We start from the raw sequence: 22,780 nt of genomic DNA on the forward strand, positions 1-22,780 counted from the left end.
GGTGCGGCTTACTCCGCATCCTCCATCTCACCGTCCTCGAGCATCGGCAGATCGTCTTCCTCTTCATCCTCTGATGGCGGCTCAACAACCTTATCTTTCATGTTGTCATCCAGATATAGGCTGGAGAGGGCAACCAGATGCTCAGAGTGCTGGCTGAAGAAGTGGTCGGCACCGGGCACAACCTCATAATCGATCGTGATACCTTTTTGGCTGCGCAACTTGGCGACCAATTTCTCTGTCGCGGAGGTTGGAACCATGGTGTCCCGCTCACCCTGGATGATCAGGCCGGAAGACGGGCAGGGGGCGAGGAAGCTGAAGTCGTACATGTTGGCCGGTGGGGCCACGACAATGAAGCTGTCGATCTCTGGGCGCCGCATCAGCAACTGCATGGAAAGCCAAGCACCGAAGGAGAAGCCGCAGACCCAAACGCCGCTGGCATTAGGGTTTTGCACCTGCAACCAGTCGAGGACCGCTGCTGCATCACTCAATTCACCTTCACCACGATCAAACGAGCCCTGACTGCGACCAACACCACGGAAGTTGAAGCGCATCGTGGAGAAACCACGTTGGCGCAGCATCTGGGTGAGGGAATAGACCACCTTGTTGTTCATGGTGCCGCCATGCTGCGGGTGCGGGTGCAGCACGACACCGATTGGCGCGTTCTCAACTTTTGAGTGGTGATAGCGGCCTTCGATACGGCCAGCAGGGCCATTAATCAGAACCTCAGGCATCCTTATCCTCTATGCTCCAGGTGGGGTCTAAATGGGATCGGGCGGTCATCGCACCGGTTTGGCGAGTGCCCATACACGCTGCGGGCCCGTGGTGATAGCACATTTGGGCCAGCAAGCCAGCGATCCGTTTTGTTAACTGATCAGCACTGGCATATGCGTGCTGTAAGCCGCGCTGCCAAGTCATTGCAGAACAGAAAATATTAGCCACCTATGGTTGACTGCTGGACTCAGCTATTATTCAACCCAATCTTTGATGATAACGGTGTTTGTCCGGTTTACCGGCTTTACGAAGAGCGACGTCATGTTTGACCGGTTGTTTGACGATGTGGATGGCATTCTGGCGCGGGATCCCGCAGCCAGGAACCGCTTGGAGATCATCCTGCTGTATCCTGGGCTGCACGCCGTGCTGGCCTATCGGATCGCCAATTGGTTTTGGCAGCGTAAGCTGTTCTTCCTCGGTCGCATGGTTTCGCAGTTTGCCCGTTGGCTAACCGGTATCGAGATTCACCCCGGCGCCACGATCGGGCGTCGTCTGTTCATTGATCACGGTATGGGCGTAGTGATCGGTGAAACTGCTGAAATCGGCGATGATGTCACCCTGTATCAAGGTGTCACGCTGGGCGGTACATCCCTTGTTAAGGGGGAGAAGCGGCACCCAACCATTGGCGATAATGTCATTGTTGGTGCGGGCGCCCAGGTTATTGGCCCGTTCACCGTTGGCCGCTGTGCGCGGATTGGCGCCAATGCGGTTGTGGTGAAGGAAGTGCCGGAGAATGTCACCATGGTTGGTGAGGCGGCGAAGGCCGTGAAGCGGCGCGCTACTGATGCCGAAGGTCAGGCACCCTTTGTCTCTTACGGCACCCCACAAGACCCAGGTAAGCCAGAGGCGGATCGCGCCATCGCTGGCCTGATGGCACATATCCATGGGCTTGAGGAGCGGCTGAAGGCGTTGGAGAGCGGTGCTGATGTGCCGGATGCGGCCTCGACAGAGCAGGCAGAAGCTAAGGAAGAATGGACGCAAAGCGACGATTGCGGTCGGGTCTAATCCCTGGCGGCTCTCTGATCTGCGTTTGAGCAAGCTATGCGCGAGCCTGTCTATCTAGATCACAATGCCAGTACGCCGGTGAAACCGGCCGTACGTGATGCGATGGTCGAGGTACTGTCCGCCACGGGCAATCCCTCATCAATCCATAGCTTTGGACGATCGGCGCGTGGCACGCTTGACCATGCCCGGGGACAGGTTGCCGCCGCGATCAATGCGACGCCGGAAGACATCATCTTCACCAGCGGTGCCACTGAGGCAGATAACGCCGCCCTCCGCGCAACGCCGGTTGCTTCGGTACTGGTGAGTGCGATTGAGCATGATGCCGTTCTGCAAGCGCGGGACGATGTGGTTCAGCTGCAGGTCACAGAAACGGGCGTTGTGGATTTGGTTGCGCTGGATAAAGCACTCGCCAATGCACCGGCGCCAGCCTTGGTCTCGGTAATGCTGGCCAATAACGAAACCGGCGTCATCCAGCCGGTGGCTGAGATTGTTGAGGTAGCGAAGCGCCACGGTGCCTATACCCATTGCGATGCGGCCCAGGCACTCAGCAAGATGCCTGTCGATTTGCAGGCCCTTGGCGTCGATATGATGAGCCTCTCTGGCCATAAATGCGGTGCGCCTGCTGGGGTCGGTGCCCTGGTGGTGACCGAGCGGCTGGAGCCCTCGAAATGGCAGTTCGGTGGCGGGCAGGAGAAACGGCGGCGTCCTGGTACAGAAAACCTCGCCGGCATTGTTGGCTTCGGGAAGGCGGCAGAGCTAGCCGATGAGGACCTTGATGCCTTCTCAAAGCTCGGCGCCATGCGGGATCAGATGGAAGCTGAGGTTAAAGCCGCTGTTCCTAGCGTGTTGATCCTCAGCCAGACGGCCGACCGCTTACCAAACACCAGCAATATTGTACTGCCTGGCGTTCCGGCCCAAACCCAGGTCATGTCCTTAGATCTCGCAGGCTATGCCGTCAGCTCTGGCTCGGCCTGTTCTTCAGGTCGGGTGGATCCAAGCCATGTGGTTGAGGCGATGATCGGTGACCAAGAGCTAGCCAAATGCGCCCTGCGGATCAGCGCGGGTTGGAATACGACGGCCGATGATATGGCGGGCTTTACCGAGGCCTATATCCGCATGGCCAAACGCCAGCTGGAAAAGCTGGCCGCCGCTTAACCCGGAACGCGGGCAATAAAAAAGCCCGCTGGGTAGCGGGCTTCTTCAACGCTTGAAGCGTCAATCTTACATTTTCATGCCAGCGGTAGCTGGGGCAGGCTTAGCTGCGCGGCGCTTTTTGACTTTGCCGAGGATGTCTTCGCCATCAGCATCAACCATCACGCCGTCTTTAGTGCTGACAGCTTCTTTGGCACGTGACTCAGCGCGCAACAGGCTCATTCCGAATTCAGCCATGGATTTTCTCCTTAAACTCTCGCTACCACGCTGGGTTACCAAAGAGGAATCCAGCGTGGCCACCGTTAAGCGGCGTTAAACTCATGCCTTAAGTATCGTTGATCCCTAAGAAAGCTGCAAACCTAGCGTTCTCAAGGAGTATACAACAAATTGCCAAGAACATTGACGGTGCGTTTAGGACAGGCTGGCCAATTTGTAAACAAGGGCCTAAGTCTGTGGCACCAATTCTTTGAAGCTGTGATCCCAAGATGCCCAAAGTTACGTTTATTGAGAGAGATGGCACCCGGCGCGAGATAGAAGCTGCCGAGGGGCTTTCCATTCTCGAAGTTGCGCACCTTAACGATATCGATATTGAGGGGGCCTGCGGCGGTAGTTTGGCCTGCGCGACCTGCCACGTAATCGTTGAAAATGAATGGTTTGGGAAGCTTAAAGAGATTGAGGAAGAGGAAGAGGACATGCTCGACCTCGCTTTCGGCCTAACCCAGACATCCCGATTGGGTTGCCAGATCATTGTCACCAAAGAGCTTGATGGCTTGACCCTCCGTTTGCCGCCAAACTGACCGAAATCGCTACTATGTTACGTCATTTTGCGTTGCTGTGATCGGTTTCACACAGCTGTGGGGTTCAAGGCGATTCGGCTGATCGATCTCAGCCGATTCTATGGTACTGTGTCACGCTGAAGGATGTGTGATAACTGGCCCATACCCCATAACGGGCGTTTCGGGTCAGGCGATACCTCATCTCTTATGTATTGGACCCTGGTTGAGGATTTTAATCGGTTATGTTTGGCAGCCGCCAGAATTGGCGCTCGCACACACGTCTCGATGAACTGCTCAAGCTTTCCGGCCATCTAGCGCATGGCGGCAAGTTGCTGGCTTGCACCCTGGCTCTGGCCGGCGTGCTGTTTTTCGCGGGATCCTCATCCGCAAGTCTGGCCCAAGATGCCGGCTTGAGGGAACTCTATGGCGGCCTGTTGGAGGTTGAACTTCCAACCGATTACGAAGAGATGCGCATAACCGAGATGGAGCGCACCTTCCCAAGCTTGCCACTTCCTGATTACGTCTATTCAGATCGTATCCGCACCAATCTGGTGGCGATCAGCATCATCAACAATCCTAACCCGGATGTTGATCTGCTGACCTATACCGCCACCTGGGCTCGTTCTCTTGAAAGCCAGCTTGAGGGCTTTAGCTGGGTTCAGCGTAAGGTTGCCCGGATTGAGGGGCGTCCTTGGATTGTTTGGCAGTACCGTGCGGTGACGCCAGATTTGACCGAGGGTACAACCACATCTGAAACCATTATGTTCATGAGCATCCTGTCCAAGGATGTGATGGTCATGGTGTTGGGCCACGCGCCGCAGATTTTCTTTAATAAGAATATCAATCTCTATCAGCAGGCGGTCACGTCACTGAACCTGTCGATTGATGCCCCGCAATTGAGCGGTCTACAGGGCGCGGTCCGCTAGAATTTAGCGGCCAGGGAGCCCACTCTTTAGTTGAGCGCATAACTGATAAGCAGGCCCGAACAGCATTGTCGGGCTTGTCACTGTCTAGTGTTAGCAACATATTGCGGCCCATGACCTTGAATGTGGACTTCGATATCGACCGCCCGCCAGCCAAAACGCGGGTTGTGGTTGCCATGTCTGGCGGCGTTGACAGCTCTGTCACCGCGGCGCTTGCCGTGCGCGCTGGCTATGACGTCGTTGGTATCACGCTGCAGCTTTATGATGATGGGGCGATCCGGGGTAAGCAGGGTGCCTGCTGCGCCGGTAAGGATATCCATGATGCCCGCATGGTCGCCGATAAGCTCGGCATCAGCCATTACGTCCTAAATTATGAGGATGTGTTCCGGCAGGCGGTCATGGATGATTTCGCCGATACCTATCTGGCTGGCGCCACGCCGATCCCATGCGTGCGCTGTAACCAGAAGGTGAAATTCCGCGATCTGCTGGATACTGCAAAGGACCTGGACGCCGATGTCATGGTGACCGGTCACTATGTGCAGCGCCATGTTGGCCCAAATGGCCGGGCCCAGCTGGCCCGTGCGGTCGATCCAAACCGCGATCAAAGCTACTTCCTGTTCGCCACCACGCAAGAACAGCTCGACTTCCTGCGCTTCCCGCTGGGTGGCCTGTTGAAGCCAGCAGTGCGTGACCTGGCGACTGAGCTGGGCCTGGTTGTCGCCGATAAGCCTGATAGCCAAGACATTTGCTTTGTGCCCAATGGCTCTTATGCCCGGATTGTTGAGAAGCTACGCCCCGGGGTGATTGAGCCCGGCGATATCGTCCATCTGGATGGGCGGGTGCTGGGCCAACATAATGGCATCATTAACTATACAGTGGGCCAACGCCGTGGCCTCGGCATCGGTGGTGGTGAGGTGCTTTACGTTGTGCGCCTGGACCCTGACAGCAATCGCGTCATGGTGGGCCCGAAGGATGCCCTGTCTAAAGACCGGGTGTTCTTAAACGAGATGAACTGGATCGGCGATGACGACCACCTGAGCGGGGAACGGCAGGTGATGGTCAAGCTACGCTCAGCGATGGCGCCGGTGCCTGGTCGTGTGACCCTCGATGGTCCCGGTGACGGTACTGGCCGTGCCGTTATTGAGTTGGACGAGCCCTATGCCGGTATCGCACCCGGGCAGGCGGGTGTCCTTTATGATGGTGATCGCTGCCTTGGCGGTGGTTGGATCACGGCTGCAGAACGCATCGCGCTCGCCGCCTAATCGGCTTTCGATCGGTCGCTCCTCAGTGACCCAAAATTCCAGCCATTTTTTCAAATTTTATCTAAAATTGTAATTATATATCGGCGCATAGCTCATTTTTGGCTGATGGTTTCAATTTTATACAACCATAACGTGTGTTTTGCATTTCGCTACAGCGCCAGATTGCCTGTCTATTAAGTACTTGAATCGCAATCCCTGGTGTTTCGTATATCGGATGGGCAAAAGAAATGTGAAAAAACCGAGACTCTCGTGTTTTTTTCGTTTGGTCGCCTTGCGGACAAGAAAGTGTCCAGACCACCCTTAAGACGTCGAGAACGTTTTGGAGGGGGACATCCCCATGAACCAACAACCTAAGCTTTTGCAGCAAGACGATGGCGCGGTGTTCACCACCCGTTATCACGAGCGCGGCGATAGCATTGTGTCCGCCGGGCCGCGTTATGAATTTGACGTGACCAAGCGGCTGCGTCAGATCGAGGCAGATACGGTTCAGGGGCTGAATGAAGCGCTTATCGATACGGCGTATGGGGCCGGCGAACCAAACATCGCAGCCTGGATCAGCACGAAGCGGGGGCTCGGGCAGATCAAGGCGGTGCAACCAGAGCAATCTGCAGCACCAAGCGGTTTGGCCGCCAACGGTAATCCAACGCCAGGGGCGAGGGGGGCTCGTCCTGCCGGTGTCCAACCACTGCTTGAACAGCAGGGGGCTGGTTGGATGCTTCGGTTGACCCATGCGGACGCGGAGAGCGGTTATATCCGCACCTCCCGTCCGGGTGGGATCAGCCACCCAGTTACTGAAGAGATGGCCGATTATCGCCAGGGCGTGATCGATGCCCACATGACGCGGCTGGCGCAAGCCGCCTGGAGTGAGCGTGAGCCAGAGGCCATGTCCTTCCTGCGTGATCTGTCCGTGGAGCACGCCGATGATGCCAGCGCCGATTACGGTGTGAGCTTCGCGGTGGAGCGTCAGCAGACCAATGGCAATGTGTTGGGTCTGGCCACGCCAACCCTAACGCCGATGACGCCACGTCGCCCAGAGCCAGGCGCGCCACGTCTTTAAAAATCATTAAGCAGAGAGTGCATAACAGCTTGAAGAATTTGGTGCTTTCATAAATCTCTGTGCACCATGTAATTCGCGCAACAGATACGAGCTGCGCATAAAGATCGCCAACAAGCCTGGGGAGGTGAGTTGGAGGATCTATAAAGAATGGGTGGGGAGATAGGACGGGAACCCTTGATCACCTACCTGGAGGAAACGGGCCAATAGGGCCCAACGCCACTACGTAGGGGAACGGTGTGGATGCCAATTTACTAGAGATCGCTGGCGGTCGTCATATTCATGGCCGCAATGAAAACAGCGATTTGATCGCAGGTCTTCTAAACGGTACCGCCGCGACTAAGGGCGATGGCCCAAAGCGTGTGCCGCAGCCAGCTGATGAAGCGGCTGCCCTTGAACAGATTTCCAAAGCACAAGCGAGTGACAACCCATTCCGCACCCTGGTGCTGGACGGTGGTGGCATTCATGGCCTGGCTCAGGTTAAGGCACTCGCTGAGCTTGAGCGCCGGACCGGCAAGCCAATCTTTGAACAGTTTGACCTGATGGTGGGCACCTCAACCGGTGGCCTGATCTCGCTTGCCTTGGCGACCCCTCATCCGGATGACCCCAACCGCTCCCTGATGAGTGCGCAAGAGCTGGTCGAGTTCTACGAGAATGAAGGCCCAAAGATTTTCGGCACCCGCAATCGCACGGAATCTGGTGTTGATTGGGATGAGAAGCCGCTCGAAGACTTCTTGAAGAGCAAGTTTGGCGATATGCGCATGTCCGATGTGCGGATCCCGGTCATGGTTTCCGCCTATGACGCGGACCGTGGTGAGGCCGTATGGCTGCGTGATCTGGGCCCGGCCTATTGCCAACATTGTGACTCTGACCCACTACTATGGCAGGCCGCGCGGGCGACCTCCGCCGCGCCGACCAAGTTCCGCCCGGTTGAGGTGGATATGGGCGAGGGGCAGGAGCCACGCACCCGTAACCTGATCGATGGCGGCGTCTTCGCCAATATGCCGGCGCTGGAGGCCTATGTGGTGGCCCAGGGTATGGCCCAGGACATCGGCGGCGGCCGCCCGGTTGAAATGCTCTCCATCGGCACGGGCGTTGAGCGCGTGACCATGAGTGCAGAGAAGGTGACCAAGACTGGCGCCCTTGGTTGGGCGATTAACTTCTTTGATCGGTTTAGCCCGATCCGTGAAGTGGCCGAGCAGGGCAAGGAAAGCAGCGCCGACGTACTGCTGAGCTCAAAGCTGGGTGAGCGGTATCACCGCTGGGATATCCCGCTGAAGCATTCCGAGGGTAAGAAGTTCAGCCCATCAGGCAAGATTGACGACGCCTCGGCTGGCAATCTTGAGAAGCTGAGCATGGTTGCCGATGACTTCATCTACAACAACTGGGATCAGGTTGAGCGCATGGCCGACCGCCTGTCCCCAGGTCGTGAGCCAGCAACCCGCCCGGCTAAACAAACCCAGCAAGAGCTGCGCGATCGCCTTAATGCCGCTGATCCGAAGTCGCCAGGCCTACTGGCTCGTTTCTTCGGTTGGGGCAGCAAGAAGAGCACGCTCCTGGCCTCTGGCCCGGATGCCCAGCAGCCGAAGGTTCATAGCGACCTGCTCAGCACCACCTCACCAAAGGCACTGGAGGCCGTCATGGCCCAAGTAAAGGGTGAGGGGGAGCCGCCGCTCGCACCGCCGGCCAAGAACGCAATGGCGTAAGCCGAGTATCAACTTGATCAAGGATTGCGGGGAAGGCTTGACAGCAAGCCACCCGCCGCCTATTTCCCACGGCCTGCAAAGGCGCTATAACCACGCCACCAACCAATCCCAGATTGGTTTTGCAGCCTTGGTTTGGCGGAGTAGCTCAGCTGGTTAGAGCAGCGGAATCATAATCCGCGTGTCGGGGGTTCAAGTCCCTCCTCCGCTACCAATCTTTTCTCGCCTGTTCTGTCTTGTTTGGTCGTGTATGCTCGTTGGGGCAGGCGACCTGATGCCCATGGCTTGGCTGTGCGTCTTTGGTTTTTCTTGGGCACTGACCCTAGACGCTTACGATGAAGCCGCGCAGTACACCGCTCAACGTTAGGCCGCCAAATACCAGGGTCAGCCCCGCCGATCTTAGGTGGTCGTATAGGTTATTCAGCGGCCTTTTGAGGTTTATCAAGATGGCCACCACAAAGTAGATCGCACCGATGGGGATCGCGATCAGCCCGCCATAGACTGCCAAGATATACTCCATGCCGGGTATGTCACCGCCGTAAAATCGTTGCATCGACCAGATGTAAATCACCAGGGAGATAAAGCTCAAGGCTGCCGGCCAGTAGATCGCTACCCTATCCATTTCTGTTTGAGTTCTCAGGCCATTGGTTAATCGACGTAGCTCGCATCGTTCAAAGTCAGCGGGGCACTGATTTAGCGGTTTGGTCCCTCGAAGGCGCGAGCTAGTGCGGCGGCTACATCTATCTGTAGCTCTTCGATTGTCAGTAACTCGACAGCTGTAAGGGTTCTAGTCGCGTTGATCTTCAGTAGGGCTTTCATTCTAGGCGAGCAATCTTTTAACTCGCCCTGGATGAGAGTGGCTGGAATTCTGATAGCCTCAACCCCGGCATGCGTCTTGGCAATTAGATTGCCGTGGTACGCATCACCCAGAATAATCTCGACATCTCCATAGACTGAGCCGGTTTGCTTGGCGAACTTCAGTTCTTTGAGTTGCCCCCCCCGATAGCTCTGCGTTGCCTTTGGTGATGATCCACACCGCGTCCGCTGTTTCACCGGCTCGACAGATATAATCGCCATAGGCAAAGACGCGGCGATCGAATATCCCATCGACAAGCAACTTTGATAATTGCGCTTGATAATCCAATGGTCTTCTCCGGTGAAGCGCTGATGCTGACACTGCTTTATACTTAGCTTTGTCTTTGCTTTTCTCGTAGTTTTTTGCGGCTCTTTGGTCGTGTTTGCTGCCAACTGGTTAGGCTTTGACACATTTTACGTCTTATGGGGTTAGTGATGCTGAAAACCAGCTCGTTCTTTGGTGGCATTGCCGTCTATTTTCTTGGGGTTTGCTGTGGGGCGGCCTTTTTTGATTTGATTATGGGGCTGTCGTTCTTGGCGTTGGTATTGCCTGCCGTTGTCCTTGCATATGTTTTTCATCTTAGGATGCATCGAAAGGGGGGGCAGTTACATCGTCAAACGGAGGCCGCCATTGACGCCTTCTTGCGTCTTGTCCCACCAGACCGGCTTCACTCAGATGATGCCAATGCCGTGCTTTCGCAACTCGGGCGCCTTACACGCTACAGTGATCGGCTAATGGGGTAGGTCGCCACTATTTGCTAACTCCATCTCACCCCGTCTTCACATCCGACGCGAAGCGGGCGGGCATTTAGCTTTTGCTAAGGATGGGTGGTGTCGGGCGTTTGGTTAGTTGGTTGATCATCGCGGCATAAATCAGGCCCAGTAAAATCCCTGCCAGAAATGAATGTGGAAGCATCATCATCATCGATGTGCTCACACCATTTATATTCAGATCCAGATAGTCGTGTGCCAGTTGTAAGGCTTTGATAAACAGCCCAAAAAACAAGCTAGCCGTGAGGTAACCTAGGCGTGGCGAGAAAAACATATAGCGGTGCAGCCAATACAAGACTGGCACAACAGCAATCGACAGAAACGAGAAGATCAGACCGTAGCCCGGCATCAGACATAGCCACAACTTCAGGTCACGACTCCCTGACCCGGCATAACAGACAGAAGATGACAGACCAAAAACGAGGCCCGATGCCACTGCCATGATGATGGCGGCCAGGGCGACGGCGATCAGGTGTTCAGCCAGGGTGGCCAGCCTGGTTTTAGGCGGTTTGATGTCACTTTGATCGCGGTGCCTTGTCAGGCCTTCAATGATGAACGCGTAAACCAAGCCGAGTAGGGCGCCGATCAAGAATGGTTGGGGGAGCCAGATAATCAGAGAGTCGGCCCAAGTGTGGCTACGGTCGATATCCAGAAAATGGTTCGCGAGCTGCAGGGCTTTGATGAAGCAGCCGAAAAGTAGCGCTGAGTTTACGTACCCTAGGCCTGGTTTGGAAAACAGATAACGGTGGAGGCCATAAAGGAGAGGGACCAGGACAATAGACCAAGGCCCCAAAAAAATTCCAAAGCTCGGCATCACGCAAAGCCAGAGCATCAAGTCATACGCATCCCAGCGGGCATGACACACAGGAAGTGACGAGGCGATAACGATGCCAGATATCGCGGCTACAATGGTGCTCGCCAGAATGACAGCGATCAGGTGTTTGAGCATATTGCGCCGTTTCTCCCGATCTGTTGTGTTGCCACCTATTAAGTGGAGAGCCTAACACATCACACCAATGGCTGGCGCTTTCTCACCCCGTCTTCACATCTGATGCAAAGCGGGCGGCGTTTTCTTTTAGGAACTCGCTCTCATCGGCGTCGCCCCAGAAGGCTGGTTGGGCCTTGGGGATGGTGAGCGCCTTTTGGATCTGCGGGCGGGCGTCTAGGCGGTCAAACCAGGTCTTAAGGTGGTCGAGGCCGTCGATTGAAACCTTGGCCCAGACATAGGCGCGGGCCCAGGGATAGGTCGCCATATCGGCGATGGTGTACTGATCACCGGCAAGCCATTCACGACCCTCAAGCCGTGTGTTTAGCACCTCCAGCAGGCGTCGTGTCTCATCCACATAGCGTTTGATCGAGAAGGGCTCTTCCTGCCCATTGGGGGCGGCGATCCGCTGGAAATACATGGCCTGACCCATCATCGGGCCAATGCCGCCCATCTGGAACATGAGCCATTGCAGCGTCTCTGATTTCGCCTTCGGCTCCTCAGGCAGAAACTGGCCGTGCTTCTCCGCCAGGTACCAGAGGATGGCACCAGATTCGAACACGGCGAAATCGCCATTGGACCGGTCCACAATGGTCGGGATGCGGCCATTGGGGTTTAGCGTCAGATAGTCCGGTGCTTTCTGCTCTTTCTTCGCGAAATTAACGAAGGTCAGGTCATAGGGCACGCCAGCCTCTTCCAGGAAGATCACGGGCTTGTACCCATTCATGGTGGCGGCGGTGTAGAGATGGATATCAGGCTGCGACATGGTCATTGCCTCCAAAAACGGTTTCGAGATGCTGGTCAAAGCGGGCGAGGTCGGCCTCAATTTCCGGGTTCTTCATCACGTCATAGGCGGCGAAGGTCGGCAGTGGGGCCATTGCGAAGAATTTGGCATTTAGGTGCACGGGCAGCAGCAGGTCATCGATGCTGGCGCCTTCAAAGAACGGCTCCGCCGGATTATCGAATGCCTCGCGCGGTGCGTTCAGGGTGGTAGAGATCATGTATTTGGTGCCGGTGAGGGTGCCGCCCATGCCGTAATTGGCCTTCGGCGCATCCGATGTACGGCCATCACCGGCGCAGAGGCGCCCATCCATCCCGGCGGTGTAGACCTGGTCCATATACTCTTTGAAAGACCAGGGGATGGTCATCCAGTTCACCGGGAACTGCATGATCACCACATCGGCCCATTGGTGATTGGCGATCTCTTGCTCAACCTCATAGCCCTCGGCCACCTGGGTTAGGCGCACCTCATGCCCCGCCGCCTCAAGATAGGTTTTGGCCCGGTTGATGAAGGTGGCGTTCAACTCCCCCTTGGCAAAGGGGTAGGGCTGATGCCCGTTTAGGATGAAAATCTTGCTCATGATGATCTCTATCTGGCCCTGGCAGCATAGCCGGGCTGCTTGACGTGTCGTGTGACAGGGGGGAGAGTGGGGAGCCAGGTTGAGAAAGACAACCAGTATACTTTTTGTAACCTAGGTCTTGTTGGGATCATTCTATGCGTGCGCGGGTTGAGACAGACGATCAGGGGCGGCGTCAGGTTCATGACGCCTGCGATGAGCCCTGCGCGATTGAGCGTGGCATGCGGATCATTGGTGGGAAATGGACCGGCTCAATCCTCTGGCATTTGAAGGATGGGCCCGTGCGCTTCAACGACCTTGCCCGGATGGTTGGCGGTGCCAGTAAGAAGATGATTACCGAGCGCCTCCGCCAGTTAGAGGGGCAGGGGCTGGTTAAGCGGGAAGTGCTCGAGACCTCACCGGTGTCGGTTCAGTACTCCATCACCCCGTTTGGTGAGACGGCCCTCGGCTTCCTCGACCAGCTGCGGGTCTGGAGTGAGGGGATTACGGATGATCCCGGCCCCAGTTCTTAAGCTGCTCGGCCAGGAAGTCGTAGACCAGGCGGATGCGTGGGCTTCTTAGCAACTCTTGGTGGGTGACCAGCCAGTAATTGATCTCGATCTGGATTTGATCTCTCAGCACGGCCTCCATACCGTCGGTGGCATCGCCGATCTCCTCCGCCATAACGCCGTAGCCGAGGCCAAGCTTACAAAGCTCCCAGCCGACAACGCCGTTATTGGTGATGATCTTGAACTGATCCGGCGTCAACTTCATGCCCATACTATTGAGAACGGTGCGGATGATGTCTGAGGTCTCGAACCCAATGAACGCGGCATCAGGGCGAACCTGATCAATTGAGCTTGGCCGTCCATGCTGATCCAGATAGCCACTGGCCGCATAGAGGTAGGCCATGCTTTGCCTGATGTGACGGGCGATGAGTTCGGGCTGGTCTGGTCTTACATGACGGATGGCGATATCCGCCTCCCGCCGCCTTAGGTCCTGCACCTGGTCGGAGGAGACAATCTCAATCTCAACATCTGGCGCGATGGCGCTTAGATCGCGGACTAGGCTTGGCATGATATAGGCGCAGAAGCCGTCACTCGCCGTGATCGAAACCTGACCGGCCAGGGATTGGAGTCGACCTGAGGCGGTAAGCGATAAGTCTTCCGCCGCATTGTTCATGGTCTTCACGAACTCCAGCAGGGAGAGGCCGCTATCGGTCAGGTTGAGGGCCTTGCCCACACGGTCGAAGAGCAGAACATTCAGCTGTTCCTCCAGTGCGGCGACTTGCCGGCCAATGGTTGGCTGGGTGCTGCCAAGGCGTCGGGCAGCACCGGAGAAGGACCCCGTCTCCGCAGTTGCCAGGAAAGCGCGGGCATGGTTCCAGTCGAAATTTCGCAATCGTTCGTCCATGCAAAAACGTATATCGATTGCACAGAATTTCGCAATTCAACATTTATGCATGCATGGATATACCAGCATCTCAACCGATGAATGGGAATGATTGAAATGACTAACCGTGGTGCTTTTTGGGATCGTATCGCTACTCGCTACGCGGCCTCTCCCGTAAAGGATCAAGCAGCCTATGAGCGTAAGCTGGAGGCCACGCGTGCGCGCCTGACCAAGGATATGCGCGTGCTTGAGATTGGCTGCGGTACGGGCTCAACGGCCATCACCCACGCACCCCATGTCGCCCATATTGAGGCGACGGATATCTCCGCCAAGATGCTGTCGATTGCCGATGCGAAGGCCGAGGATGCGGGCGTCAAAAACATCACCTTCCGCCGCGCGAGCGTGGAGGAATTGGCACTTCCGGCAAAGAGTGTGGACGCGGTGCTGGCATTAAGCTTGCTGCACCTTCTTGATGATCCAGAGAAAGCAATCGGTCAGGTGTTTCAGTGGCTTAAGCCGAATGGCCTATTCGTCATCAACGTTGTTTTTGTGGGCGAGTTTAACCCACTGCTGCGCGGATTATTGCGTGTTGGCCGCGCGCTGGGTTTCGTACCACCGCTCAGCCGTTTCACCAGTGCTGATCTATTCGAGATGTTGACCCGGTCAGGCTTTAGCATTGAGACCTATTGGTCGGTTAGCCATGGCGGCTTCATCATCGCCCGCAAGCGGGGCGGGGGCAGCCATGCCTCTACCTGATCTCATAGATCCCTATGTGGCGGAGCAATCGGAGGCGATATCGGTTGGCACGCTGCGCCTAGGCTCTTGGCGCCTGTGCCTGGAACGGGAGGCATTGTCGACCCCGCATTTAAAGCAGGCCTATCGGGCTATCGCTGGCCGATGGGGGCGTGCGCTGAAGAAGCTCAAGGTTGCCGATGCCTATGGGGCGTTGTTCCAAGCCTTGCCAGGGTTGGCTAGTTTGAAAGCCTCAGTCGAGCCAGTCCGAGTTTTAGATTGTGGTGTTGGTGCGGGTGACTTCTCCGCTGCGCTGGCTGATGCGCTGGATGGTAACGCATCCATAACTGGTGTCGATGTCTCGCCAGAGATGCTGGCCCTGGCCTCAGAGAACCTAGATGGCCAGCGTGATGTCACGTTGCGAGAGGCGGATGTTCGGTCGTTACCATTTCCCGATGATCATTTCGATGTTGTGATCGGCGCGCATGTGCTTGAGCATCTGGCCGATCCGGAAATCGGTTTTGCTGAGATGATGCGGGTGCTGAAGCCCGGCGGTCGAATGGTGCTGTGCATCACGCAGCGTTCTGCATTTGGATTTTACATCCATCTGATCTGGCGAACCCAGGTGAAGCCGGCAGCTTGGTGGCGGGCAATGCTGGCACGGTCCCGACAGCTCAGGGCTGTGCAGCGGCAGGAAGATATCGGCGGCTATTTTTCTAGAATGAGCTGGGTGGTGACCGGCGTTAAGGTGTCCGCTGAGGATTAAGAGCGCTGATCTCTTGATTATCAGAATTTGCATTCTATCTATCGATAGGTAGGTAAATTGATAGTGGGAGCAAACCCAATGGCCCTAAAGATTAATGAAGACTTCAATCAGCGGGTCGTCATTCGACCGGATGATTATGAGTGGGTGCCATCCCCTATGCCCGGCGTCGAACGCATGATGCTCGACCGCATTGGTGATGAGGTGGCCCGGGCAACCAGCCTGGTCCGTTATGCGCCCAACAGTGAATTCTCATCCCACAGCCATGGCGGTGGGGAGGAGTATCTGGTGCTGGATGGTGTGTTCTCTGATGAGCATGGGGACTATCCCGTTGGCACCTATGTCCGGAACCCAATCGGCACCGAGCATACGCCGCGCATCGGGCCTGAGGGGGCAACCATCTTGGTAAAGCTGCATCAGTTTGATGAGGCTGATGCCGATCAGAAAGCCATCGGCACGAGGGACGCTGAATGGTTCCCTGGCATGGTGCCAGGCCTATCGGTCATGCCTTTGCATGAACATGGGACCGAGCGGGTGGCCCTCGTCCGTTGGGCACCCAATACCCAGTTCAACCCGCACCAGCATTGGGGCGGTGAGGAAATCTTCGTTATCGAAGGTACCTTCTATGATGAGCATGGCGCCTATCCAAAGGGCAGCTGGCTGCGGTCACCGCATCTAAGCAAGCATACGCCGTTCACCAAGGAGGATGGCGCCCTGATCTATGTGAAGACTGGGCATCTACCTCAGTAGAGGGCTGGTTTGTTTAGCGGTTGTTGGCTGGAAAAATCCGATAGAGTGCGCCGCTCGGGCTATCGGTCAGGAACCAGATGGCGCCATCGGGACCGGTGCGCACATCCCGGATCCGCCCAAACTTACCGGACAGCAACCGCTCTGCCTCCTCGACCTGGCGACCATCACGCTCAAGCCTTGAAATCAGGCCAGCGGCGAGTGCACCGACGAAGAAGTCACCACGCCATGCTGGAAACAGATCGCCATCATAGATCGTGGCACCGGAGGGCGCGATGGACGGATCTCAGTAGAAGAGTGGTTGTTCCATCCCGACTTGGGCATCACCGGGAAAGGGCCGACCAGAATAATGCGTGCCGTAAGAGATGGTGGGCCAGCCGTAGTTTTTGCCAGCCATTGGCTGGTTAACTTCATCACCGCCACGGGCGCCATGAGAGATGGTGAAATAGATGCCATCTGGGCTGAGCACCGCCGCCTGGGCATTGCGATGCCCATAGGACCAAATCTCTGGCAGGACACCCGGCTGCCCCACAAACGGATTATCAGCTGGTACGGAACCGTCAGGATTTAGCCGAATAACCTTACCAATATGGTTATCCAACGCCTGTGCGAGGGGGGCGTCGCCACGATCGCCCGTCGTGACGAACAAGGTGCCATCAGGGGCGAACACAATCCGTGACCCGAAGTGGCGCCCACCACTCTTCAACGGCTCTTGCTGAAACAGGACATCAACATCGCGCAGTCTTGGCGTACCGCTGCGGTCCAGGGTGGCAGATGCCAGGGCAGTTCTTGCCCGTCCAAGCAGCCCTGGCTCTGCGTAGGTGAAGAAGATGCGTTGGTTGCTGGTGAAGTCAGCTGACAGCACCACGTCCAATAGGCCGCCCTGACCATTGGCCCAAATCGATGGTAGCCCCGGCAATGGCTCAGAGATGACGCCATTGGTGACCAGGCGCAGATTGCCATCACGCTCGCTGACCAGCATGGCGTTCTCGCCCGGCAGGAACGCAACGGCCCAGGGGAACGAGAAGGGGCCCGCAACTTCCTCAACCATTATCGGGCCGGCAGAGCTGGGGAAGGGGCCGTCGGCGGCGGCAGTATCAAATGTGGCGGCCGCGTTAACCATGAGTGTCACAGCGAGGGTCATCAGCCATTTTTGGAGAATATTCGTCATCTCTGCTCACTTTTTGCCGATAGGCGAAACGCGCTGAATGCCAGGGTAAATCCAAGAATTATAGATCGGTCGGTTAACGTCATGCGGGGCTAGAAAGGTTTTGTCCATAACTTCGCCATAGGCTGATCCGCGTGGGAAGAAACATAAACCTAAGCGGATGGTGACCTATGCCCACCTGTGATGAACCGAACGAGTTTGAAGAAGCCGTATCTGTCCTCGTCGTCGATGACAGTGCAACCGACTTCAAATTGATTGAGCGGATGCTGAATGCCGGTGCTAAGGCGCCGATTAATGTCAGCTGGGCCCATGATTGGGACAAGGCCTGCGCCGAGATTGAGCGTGAAGCACATGACGTGATCTTGGTCCGGCAGCATTTCGGTGCCCATTCAGCGGGTGACCTCTTAGTTCAGTTTACGGACCGAACCGCGAAATCGCCCTTTATCATCTTGGGCGAAGCAACAGATACGGCGATTGAGCAGGCCGCCTGGGAATTGGGTGCTGCCGACTTCCTCGTCCTATCGGAACTGACCCCAGTGCATCTGGTCCGATCAATCTGGTTCAGCCGAGCACTGGCTAACCGGCAATGCGCCTTGCGTCGCGAGGCTGATGACCTCCGCTCCGCCCATGAGGAGTTGGTTAAAGAAGTTAGCCAGTATCAGCTGACTATTGATCAGTTTGAGGATACCAGGCGCCAGCTTTATATGGCTGTTGAGTCCGCCGAACAGCGGGAGAAGAAGTACCGTGATTTAGCGGAGCGTGATCCCCTTACGGGCCTCGCCAACCGTGTTCGGTTTGAGCAGCAACTGGCGGCCGCACTGGCCCATGCTGAACGCTCTGGCAAGGACACGGCACTGCTGTTGCTGGATCTCGACCGGTTCAAATCGGTCAACGATACCCACGGTCATACCGCTGGTGATCAGGTCCTCAAGATATGCGCAGAACGGTTGGAAGAGACCGTGCGCATGACCGATGTTGTGGCTCGCCTTGGTGGTGATGAGTTTGCGATCATCGCGACCAATCTGGATCGGGCTGACGGTGCCGTCTCCCTCGCTGAGAAGGTGATTGAGGCGATTGGCGCGCCGATGCAGCTGGACGGGCAGTCCCTGCAGAATGCGCCGCCAACAGTAACCACGGCGACCAGTGTTGGCATTGCCATTACCAATGGCCGCCGCTGGGATGCGCGCCAGATGTTTGGCCAGGCCGATGCAGCCCTTTACCGCGCCAAGGATAAGGGGCGGGGCCTTTGGTACTGCTACAACGAATCCCTGGATCGGGAGCTGCGGCTTGCCAAGATGGTGGAAACCGACCTCGGTGGTGCCTTGGCGAAGGGGCAGCTAACCATCGACTACCAAGCCAAGATTAAGCGGTTCAGCAATGGTCGTGTCGACCTAACGGGGGCAGAGGCCTTCCTCAGATGGCATCACCCCGAACGGGGGCGCGTTTCCCGGGCCGAGTTTACGGCGGTCGCCGAGAGCAACGGTACGATTGTGCCGATCACCAACTGGGTCCTGTTCAAGGCCTGTGAGCAGGCCAGTGAGTGGAGCCGTGACTTCGCCCATCCAATGCCAGTCTCGGTCAATATCGCGCCCAGCTACCTGTTCCGCGATGATCTGATTGATAACGTGGCCGCGGCCCTCGATCGAACTGGGCTTGAGCCATCATTGCTTGAGCTTGAGATCGACGACACGGTCATGGCAACGGATTTTGATCGGGCCCATAACCAGCTTCAGGCACTCGGGCAGTTGGGTGTTAGCCTAACGCTGGATCACTTTGGCACGGGCAATTTCTCGCTCGCCCATGCGCGTGATTTCCTGGTCAATTCCTTCAAGATCGACCGCGGCTTCATCAACTCAATGTTCGATGATCCATCCAGCATGGCGGTAGTAAAGGCCGTCATGGTGCTGGCTGAAAATATGGGTATTGGGTTGGTGGCTGAAGGTGTCGAGAACAGGCGACAGGCAGAGTTCTTTGCCGATGGCACGACGACCCAGCAGGGCTGCTACTACGGTCAGCCAATGGCCGCGGATGAGTTCATGCACACCATTCACGCACCACTCTACGCAACCGCATAGGGCGCAGCGTGATCGGTTCGTGGTCTGGTTTATTCAGCGGCTTGTTGTGAGGCGCTGGGCTGTGGGAATTCAACAATCTCACCATTGTTGAGGCCGAGGGCCAACTCACCCGCGATAAGGCGTTCGGCATGCTCGCCGAATACTTCACGGCGCCAACCTTTGAGGACCAGTAGGTCGGCATCAACACCGTTTACGGCGGCGGTGGCCAGTTCTTCCAAATCCGCAGTGGTGGCGATCATCTTGGTCGCCACGCTGTGGGCGGCGGCGCGACCTTTCAGCAGAACCTTAAGCAGCTCCATTGCGGCTGCTGCTTCACTGCTGATCGGTTGCTTACGCTCAATCTTCGGGCGGTCCTCAGCTGGTGTGCTAAGCGCCTGGCGAATGGTTTTGAGGAGGGCCTCACCGGTCTTGCCCCAGGCGTTGCCGCCAAGGCCACGCACGCGTTCAATGGCGTCCTGGTCGCTGGGGCGCTGTGCCGCTAGCTCTAACAACACGTCATCCTTGATCACGCGGTTGCGGGGCAGATTGCGTCGCTGTGCTTCCGCCTCACGCCATTCGGCGAGCTTTTGGGCGGTCAGCACGAACAGCGGTTCGGTCGACCGAAGCTTGAGGCGCTGCCAGGCATCCTCCGGCTTCACCACATAGGTGTCTGGGTTGGTTAGAACCGCCATCTCCTCAGCGATCCAGTGGCACCGGTTCTGTGCCTTAATCTGCTTTTTCAGATGCTCATAGATCGTACGCAGATGGGTAACGTCACCCAGGGCGTATTTTATCTGCTTGTCGCTTAGCGGGCGTCGTGACCAATCGGTGAAGCGGTTGCTCTTATCAAGTTTGGCCTTCGCGATCTCACGCACCAGCTGCTCATACCCAACGCTGTCGCCATAGCCGCAGACCATGGCGGCCACCTGGCTATCGAATAGTGGGGTCGGGACCTGACCGGTTTCCTGAAAGAAGATTTCCAAATCCTGGCGGGCCGCGTGGAACACCTTCTCAATCTTCGGATCCGCAAACAGATCGTAGATCGGTTGCAGGTCGATACCGTCGGCAAGCGGGTCGATGCAGACAGCCTCATTCGCGCCGGCAACCTGAATCAGGCAGAGCTTCGCGTAGTAGGTGCTGTCCCGAAGAAACTCGGTATCAACAGTGATATAGGGCTCATTCGCCAAGCGTTCGGCGAGCGCGGCCACTTCGGCCGATTTGGTAATGACATACTTCATAGACCGCCAAAACAGCCACAGGCTGAGGACAGCGTCAATGAAACTCACCCTGTTAAGTAGTGACCACTGGGTTAAGACATGGCGTTAGCGCATCACTAAGCGCTGAAGCCTTGCATTGTCGGTCATTTGCCGCCGGATTTGACAGCTTGTCGCAGTGTGCGTCTGCCATTCCGTTAATTCATGCGCCTGATGGCTTTGTCCGCTTGACTTCGGCGCCGCAACGGTGTGGTTTCGCGCCAACTCTTCCATGCACCGAAACGCTAGGGACATTACCCCATGCACGCCTATCGCACTCACACCTGCGCCGAGCTGCGCGCTGACCACGTTGACCAGACTGTCCGCCTGTCTGGTTGGATCAATCGGAAGCGTGACCACGGCCAGCTGCTGTTCATCGATCTTCGTGACCGCTACGGCATCACCCAGGTGGTGACTACAGTGAACAGCGATGTCTTTAAGCAGCTTGAGGAAGCGCGGCTGGAAACCGTGATCACGGTGACCGGCACCGTCGTGCAGCGGAGTGCTGAGACGATCAATGAGAACCTGCCCACCGGCCATATCGAGGTGCAGGTCAGCGAGCTGGAAATCCAGTCCCATGCTGACACCCTGCCACTGCAGGTGAACTCAGATGAGGATTACGGCGAGGAAGTGCGCTTGCGTTATCGCTATCTCGACCTACGCCGGGCGAAGATGCAGCGGAACATCGAGCTTCGCTCAAACATCATCTCCTCGATCCGTCGTCGGATGATTGAGCAGGATTTCATGGAGTTCCAAACCCCGATCCTGACCGCATCCTCACCTGAAGGTGCTCGGGACTTCCTCGTCCCATCGCGTCTGCACCCTGGCAAGTTCTACGCGCTACCCCAAGCACCGCAGCAGTTCAAACAGCTGCTGATGATGAGTGGCTTTGACCGCTATTTCCAAATCGCCCCATGCTTCCGTGATGAGGACAGCCGCGCCGACCGTAGCCCGGGTGAGTTCTATCAGCTCGACTTTGAGATGAGCTTTGTCACCCAGGACGATGTGTTCGAGGCGATTGAGCCGGTCCTACACGGTGTGTTTGAAGAGTTCTCTGATTTCAGCGGCACCAAGCGTTCGGTGACCAAGCCACCATTCCCACGCATCCCATTTGATGAGGCGATGCTGAAATATGGTTCGGATAAGCCTGACCTCCGTAACCCACTTGAGATCGTCGACGTCACGGAAGTGTTTGAGCGTGACGATGTTGAGTTCAAGGCGTTCAAGGGGGTGATTGCCAAGGGTGGTGTCGTTCGTGCCCTGCCAGTGCCCGGCGTCGCCGACAAGCCGCGCAGCTTCTTCGATAAGCTGAATGATTGGGCGCGTGGTGAAGGGGCCGTCGGCCTCGGCTACATCACCTTTGCCGATGGTGAAGGGAAGGGGCCAATTGCCAAGTTCGTGCCCGCCGCCGCACAAGAGCAGCTGAAAGAGATCGCCGGTCTTAAGGATGGTGATGCTGTCTTCTTTGCCTGCGACAAGCCACTGGACGCGGCCAAGTTAATCGGTGCTGCCCGCAACAAGATTGGCCATGACCTCGAGCTGATCGACCCGAACGAATACAAGTTCTGCTGGATCGTCGACTTCCCGATGTATGAGCTGGATGAACAGACCGGCAAGATCGAGTTCAGCCATAACCCATTCTCGATGCCGCAAGGTGGTCTCGAGGCGTTGGAGAACCAGGACCCGCTGACCATCAAGGCGTATCAATACGATATCGTTTGTAACGGTATTGAGCTGTCCTCCGGTGCGATCCGGAACCACCGCCCAGACATCATGGTCAAAGCCTTCGAAATCGCCGGCTACCCTGAGAGTGTGTTGGAAGAACGTTTCGGCGGCATGCTGTCGGCGATGAAGTTTGGCGCGCCGCCGCACGGTGGTTCAGCGCCGGGTATCGACCGGATCGTCATGCTGCTGGCTGATGAGCCGAACATCCGCGAGGTCATCACCTTCCCGATGAACCAACGGGCAGAGGATCTGATGATGGGCGCCCCAGCAACCGTCGAGCCAGAGCGTCTTCGTGAGCTACATATCAAGCCAAACCTACCCAAGGTTAAGGTGGCGGAAGCCAGCTAAGCCG

Annotated in this window: 23 protein-coding genes, 1 tRNA gene and 1 pseudogene; 15 read left to right on the top strand and 10 right to left on the bottom strand. The window is 56.7% G+C overall.

The window, feature by feature from the left end; all coding sequences use genetic code 11:
* Window positions 1-8: 8 nt before the first annotated feature.
* Window positions 9-731 carry an alpha/beta hydrolase gene (locus KI792_04525; protein ID MBV6632286.1) on the bottom strand — a complete coding sequence of 241 codons (723 nt, stop codon included), beginning with the start codon at window positions 729-731 and terminating at the stop codon, window positions 9-11.
* A 301-nt stretch (window positions 732-1,032) separates the two neighbouring features.
* Here KI792_04525 and cysE point away from each other — a divergent pair, with 301 nt between their 5' ends.
* Complete coding sequence (gene cysE, locus KI792_04530; protein MBV6632287.1) at window positions 1,033-1,776, top strand: serine O-acetyltransferase; 744 nt, start codon at window positions 1,033-1,035, stop codon at window positions 1,774-1,776.
* Between the two features lie 36 nt (window positions 1,777-1,812).
* Window positions 1,813-2,931 (top strand): cysteine desulfurase, encoded by a 1,119-nt coding sequence (locus KI792_04535; GenBank protein ID MBV6632288.1) that lies wholly within the window; start codon window positions 1,813-1,815, stop codon window positions 2,929-2,931.
* A 66-nt stretch (window positions 2,932-2,997) separates the two neighbouring features.
* Here KI792_04535 and KI792_04540 read toward each other — a convergent pair whose 3' ends face one another.
* Window positions 2,998-3,165 carry a hypothetical protein gene (locus KI792_04540; protein MBV6632289.1) on the bottom strand — a complete coding sequence of 56 codons (168 nt, stop codon included), beginning with the start codon at window positions 3,163-3,165 and terminating at the stop codon, window positions 2,998-3,000.
* 248 nt (window positions 3,166-3,413) lie between these two features.
* On the opposite strand from KI792_04540, the gene KI792_04545 reads away from it, so the two are divergent.
* The 6 genes from KI792_04545 (at window position 3,414) to KI792_04570 (ending at window position 8,860) form a co-directional block, all read left to right on the top strand.
* Entirely contained in the window at window positions 3,414-3,725 is a 312-nt protein-coding gene (locus KI792_04545; GenBank protein MBV6632290.1) for a ferredoxin family 2Fe-2S iron-sulfur cluster binding protein, read from the top strand.
* A gap of 221 nt (window positions 3,726-3,946) precedes the next feature.
* A complete protein-coding gene (locus tag KI792_04550) occupies window positions 3,947-4,630 on the top strand; it encodes a hypothetical protein (GenBank protein MBV6632291.1) in 684 nt (227 codons plus the stop codon).
* A gap of 110 nt (window positions 4,631-4,740) precedes the next feature.
* Complete coding sequence (mnmA, locus tag KI792_04555; GenBank protein MBV6632292.1) at window positions 4,741-5,889, top strand: tRNA 2-thiouridine(34) synthase MnmA; 1,149 nt, start codon at window positions 4,741-4,743, stop codon at window positions 5,887-5,889.
* 337 nt (window positions 5,890-6,226) lie between these two features.
* A complete protein-coding gene (locus KI792_04560) occupies window positions 6,227-6,946 on the top strand; it encodes a hypothetical protein (protein MBV6632293.1) in 720 nt (239 codons plus the stop codon).
* A 236-nt stretch (window positions 6,947-7,182) separates the two neighbouring features.
* Window positions 7,183-8,649, top strand: coding sequence for a patatin-like phospholipase family protein (locus KI792_04565; protein ID MBV6632294.1), 1,467 nt, complete (start codon window positions 7,183-7,185; stop codon window positions 8,647-8,649).
* A 134-nt stretch (window positions 8,650-8,783) separates the two neighbouring features.
* Window positions 8,784-8,860 (top strand) — tRNA-Met (locus tag KI792_04570).
* 108 nt (window positions 8,861-8,968) lie between these two features.
* Here KI792_04570 and KI792_04575 read toward each other — a convergent pair.
* A complete protein-coding gene (locus KI792_04575) occupies window positions 8,969-9,268 on the bottom strand; it encodes a hypothetical protein (protein MBV6632295.1) in 300 nt (99 codons plus the stop codon).
* Between the two features lie 71 nt (window positions 9,269-9,339).
* On the bottom strand, window positions 9,340-9,912 hold the full coding sequence (locus KI792_04580; GenBank protein MBV6632296.1) for a hypothetical protein: 573 nt from the start codon (window positions 9,910-9,912) through the stop codon (window positions 9,340-9,342).
* A 24-nt stretch (window positions 9,913-9,936) separates the two neighbouring features.
* On the opposite strand from KI792_04580, the gene KI792_04585 reads away from it, so the two are divergent.
* Window positions 9,937-10,245: a hypothetical protein gene (locus tag KI792_04585; protein MBV6632297.1), complete on the top strand. Its 309-nt coding sequence runs from the start codon at window positions 9,937-9,939 to the stop codon at window positions 10,243-10,245.
* A 64-nt stretch (window positions 10,246-10,309) separates the two neighbouring features.
* Here the strand turns inward: KI792_04585 and KI792_04590 are convergent, their stop codons facing one another.
* The 3 genes from KI792_04590 to KI792_04600 form a co-directional block, all read right to left on the bottom strand.
* Window positions 10,310-11,221, bottom strand: a complete 912-nt coding sequence (locus tag KI792_04590; protein MBV6632298.1) for a hypothetical protein — start codon at window positions 11,219-11,221, stop codon at window positions 10,310-10,312.
* 82 nt (window positions 11,222-11,303) lie between these two features.
* On the bottom strand, window positions 11,304-12,023 hold the full coding sequence (locus KI792_04595) for a glutathione S-transferase N-terminal domain-containing protein (protein MBV6632299.1): 720 nt from the start codon (window positions 12,021-12,023) through the stop codon (window positions 11,304-11,306).
* Window positions 12,010-12,618, bottom strand: a complete 609-nt coding sequence (locus KI792_04600; protein MBV6632300.1) for an NAD(P)H-dependent oxidoreductase — start codon at window positions 12,616-12,618, stop codon at window positions 12,010-12,012. The genes KI792_04595 and KI792_04600 overlap by 14 nt, the downstream gene beginning before the upstream one ends.
* Window positions 12,619-12,752: 134 nt before the next feature.
* On the opposite strand from KI792_04600, the gene KI792_04605 reads away from it, so the two are divergent.
* On the top strand, window positions 12,753-13,127 hold the full coding sequence (locus KI792_04605; protein ID MBV6632301.1) for a helix-turn-helix transcriptional regulator: 375 nt from the start codon (window positions 12,753-12,755) through the stop codon (window positions 13,125-13,127).
* Here the strand turns inward: KI792_04605 and KI792_04610 are convergent.
* Entirely contained in the window at window positions 13,099-14,007 is a 909-nt protein-coding gene (locus KI792_04610; protein ID MBV6632302.1) for a LysR family transcriptional regulator, read from the bottom strand. The two genes, KI792_04605 and KI792_04610, sit on opposite strands and share 29 nt — an antisense overlap.
* A gap of 96 nt (window positions 14,008-14,103) precedes the next feature.
* Here KI792_04610 and KI792_04615 point away from each other — a divergent pair, with 96 nt between their 5' ends.
* From KI792_04615 to KI792_04625, 3 genes are all read left to right on the top strand, one after another.
* On the top strand, window positions 14,104-14,742 hold the full coding sequence (locus KI792_04615; protein ID MBV6632303.1) for a class I SAM-dependent methyltransferase: 639 nt from the start codon (window positions 14,104-14,106) through the stop codon (window positions 14,740-14,742).
* Window positions 14,729-15,484, top strand: coding sequence for a methyltransferase domain-containing protein (locus KI792_04620; protein MBV6632304.1), 756 nt, complete (start codon window positions 14,729-14,731; stop codon window positions 15,482-15,484). The genes KI792_04615 and KI792_04620 overlap by 14 nt, the downstream gene beginning before the upstream one ends.
* A gap of 78 nt (window positions 15,485-15,562) precedes the next feature.
* Entirely contained in the window at window positions 15,563-16,231 is a 669-nt protein-coding gene (locus tag KI792_04625) for a cupin domain-containing protein (GenBank protein ID MBV6632305.1), read from the top strand.
* Between the two features lie 13 nt (window positions 16,232-16,244).
* On the opposite strand, the pseudogene KI792_04630 reads toward KI792_04625, so the two are convergent.
* Window positions 16,245-17,372, bottom strand: a pseudogene (locus KI792_04630) (PQQ-dependent sugar dehydrogenase).
* Between the two features lie 194 nt (window positions 17,373-17,566).
* Between KI792_04630 and KI792_04635 the strand changes: the two are divergent.
* Window positions 17,567-19,471: an EAL domain-containing protein gene (locus tag KI792_04635; GenBank protein MBV6632306.1), complete on the top strand. Its 1,905-nt coding sequence runs from the start codon at window positions 17,567-17,569 to the stop codon at window positions 19,469-19,471.
* Window positions 19,472-19,500: 29 nt separating this feature from the next.
* On the opposite strand, the gene rnd is transcribed toward KI792_04635, so the two are convergent.
* Entirely contained in the window at window positions 19,501-20,688 is a 1,188-nt protein-coding gene (gene rnd, locus KI792_04640) for a ribonuclease D (protein ID MBV6632307.1), read from the bottom strand.
* Between the two features lie 276 nt (window positions 20,689-20,964).
* On the opposite strand from rnd, the gene aspS reads away from it, so the two are divergent.
* Window positions 20,965-22,776, top strand: a complete 1,812-nt coding sequence (aspS, locus tag KI792_04645; GenBank protein MBV6632308.1) for an aspartate--tRNA ligase — start codon at window positions 20,965-20,967, stop codon at window positions 22,774-22,776.
* Window positions 22,777-22,780: the final 4 nt, after the last annotated feature.

It is taken from the genome of Alphaproteobacteria bacterium SS10 (assembly GCA_019192455.1).
GTDB lineage: Bacteria > Pseudomonadota > Alphaproteobacteria > TMED2 > TMED2 > TMED2.

Excerpts from the sequence above, each read along its gene's own strand:
- KI792_04620 (MBV6632304.1), top strand. The coding sequence starts at position 14,729 with ATGCCTCTACCTGATCTCATAGATCCCTATGTGGCGGAGCAATCGGAG.
- KI792_04600 (MBV6632300.1), bottom strand. The coding sequence starts at position 12,618 with ATGAGCAAGATTTTCATCCTAAACGGGCATCAGCCCTACCCCTTTGCC.
- KI792_04560 (MBV6632293.1), top strand. The coding sequence starts at position 6,227 with ATGAACCAACAACCTAAGCTTTTGCAGCAAGACGATGGCGCGGTGTTC.
- KI792_04625 (MBV6632305.1), top strand. The coding sequence starts at position 15,563 with ATGGCCCTAAAGATTAATGAAGACTTCAATCAGCGGGTCGTCATTCGA.
- KI792_04595 (MBV6632299.1), bottom strand. The coding sequence starts at position 12,023 with ATGTCGCAGCCTGATATCCATCTCTACACCGCCGCCACCATGAATGGG.
- KI792_04590 (MBV6632298.1), bottom strand. The coding sequence starts at position 11,221 with ATGCTCAAACACCTGATCGCTGTCATTCTGGCGAGCACCATTGTAGCC.
- KI792_04615 (MBV6632303.1), top strand. The coding sequence starts at position 14,104 with ATGACTAACCGTGGTGCTTTTTGGGATCGTATCGCTACTCGCTACGCG.
- KI792_04585 (MBV6632297.1), top strand. The coding sequence starts at position 9,937 with ATGCTGAAAACCAGCTCGTTCTTTGGTGGCATTGCCGTCTATTTTCTT.
- KI792_04540 (MBV6632289.1), bottom strand. The coding sequence starts at position 3,165 with ATGGCTGAATTCGGAATGAGCCTGTTGCGCGCTGAGTCACGTGCCAAA.
- aspS (MBV6632308.1), top strand. The coding sequence starts at position 20,965 with ATGCACGCCTATCGCACTCACACCTGCGCCGAGCTGCGCGCTGACCAC.
- rnd (MBV6632307.1), bottom strand. The coding sequence starts at position 20,688 with ATGAAGTATGTCATTACCAAATCGGCCGAAGTGGCCGCGCTCGCCGAA.
- KI792_04535 (MBV6632288.1), top strand. The coding sequence starts at position 1,813 with ATGCGCGAGCCTGTCTATCTAGATCACAATGCCAGTACGCCGGTGAAA.
- KI792_04635 (MBV6632306.1), top strand. The coding sequence starts at position 17,567 with ATGCCCACCTGTGATGAACCGAACGAGTTTGAAGAAGCCGTATCTGTC.
- KI792_04550 (MBV6632291.1), top strand. The coding sequence starts at position 3,947 with ATGTTTGGCAGCCGCCAGAATTGGCGCTCGCACACACGTCTCGATGAA.
- KI792_04525 (MBV6632286.1), bottom strand. The coding sequence starts at position 731 with ATGCCTGAGGTTCTGATTAATGGCCCTGCTGGCCGTATCGAAGGCCGC.
- KI792_04610 (MBV6632302.1), bottom strand. The coding sequence starts at position 14,007 with ATGGACGAACGATTGCGAAATTTCGACTGGAACCATGCCCGCGCTTTC.
- KI792_04575 (MBV6632295.1), bottom strand. The coding sequence starts at position 9,268 with ATGGATAGGGTAGCGATCTACTGGCCGGCAGCCTTGAGCTTTATCTCC.
- cysE (MBV6632287.1), top strand. The coding sequence starts at position 1,033 with ATGTTTGACCGGTTGTTTGACGATGTGGATGGCATTCTGGCGCGGGAT.
- mnmA (MBV6632292.1), top strand. The coding sequence starts at position 4,741 with ATGACCTTGAATGTGGACTTCGATATCGACCGCCCGCCAGCCAAAACG.
- KI792_04545 (MBV6632290.1), top strand. The coding sequence starts at position 3,414 with ATGCCCAAAGTTACGTTTATTGAGAGAGATGGCACCCGGCGCGAGATA.
- KI792_04605 (MBV6632301.1), top strand. The coding sequence starts at position 12,753 with ATGCGTGCGCGGGTTGAGACAGACGATCAGGGGCGGCGTCAGGTTCAT.